The organism is Thermus aquaticus, assembly GCF_001280255.1.
In the GTDB taxonomy this organism is placed as follows: domain Bacteria; phylum Deinococcota; class Deinococci; order Deinococcales; family Thermaceae; genus Thermus; species Thermus aquaticus.
Genome location: NZ_LHCI01000064.1, coordinates 1 through 386, shown reverse-complemented (window position 1 = coordinate 386; position 386 = coordinate 1). Strand labels below are relative to the sequence as shown.

At 70.5% G+C, this 386-nt stretch carries 2 protein-coding genes; one reads left to right on the top strand and one right to left on the bottom strand.

Features of this window, described 5'->3' with window-relative positions; genetic code table 11:
* Positions 1-232, top strand: a 232-nt coding sequence (locus BVI061214_RS00390) for an SdpI family protein (RefSeq protein ID WP_162207985.1), incomplete at its 5' end; no start/stop codon positions are given.
* 26 nt (positions 233-258) lie between these two features.
* On the opposite strand, the gene BVI061214_RS12215 is transcribed toward BVI061214_RS00390, so the two are convergent.
* Positions 259-386, bottom strand: a 128-nt coding sequence (locus tag BVI061214_RS12215) for a PEGA domain-containing protein (protein ID WP_156303171.1), incomplete at its 5' end; no start/stop codon positions are given.

Here is a 386-nt window from a genome sequence, read left to right as displayed (position 1 = left end):
CCCCAACTACCTGGCCGGGGTGCGCACCCCTTGGACCCTCGAGGACCCCGGGGTATGGCGGGCCACCCATCTGCGGGCGGGGGGGGGCTTCGGCCTTTTTGGCTTCCTGGCCCTGGGGGTGGGCTTGGGCTGGCTCCCCTTCTGGCTTTGGGCCTTGGCCTTGGCCCTGGGAAGCCTTGACCTGGTGCTCTTCGCCTACCGAGCCTGGCGAAGGCGAAACCCCGGCCCCTAGGGGCCGGGGGCTTTTATGGGGTAGCCCTAGAGGGGCCTGAGCTCCAGCCTCAGGACCTGGTTGCCGGTGACCCGGATGGCCTGGACCAGGGTGCGGTAGCCGGGGGCCACCAGGGTGAGCTCGTGATCGCCGAAGGGGGCCTCCAAGCGCAGGT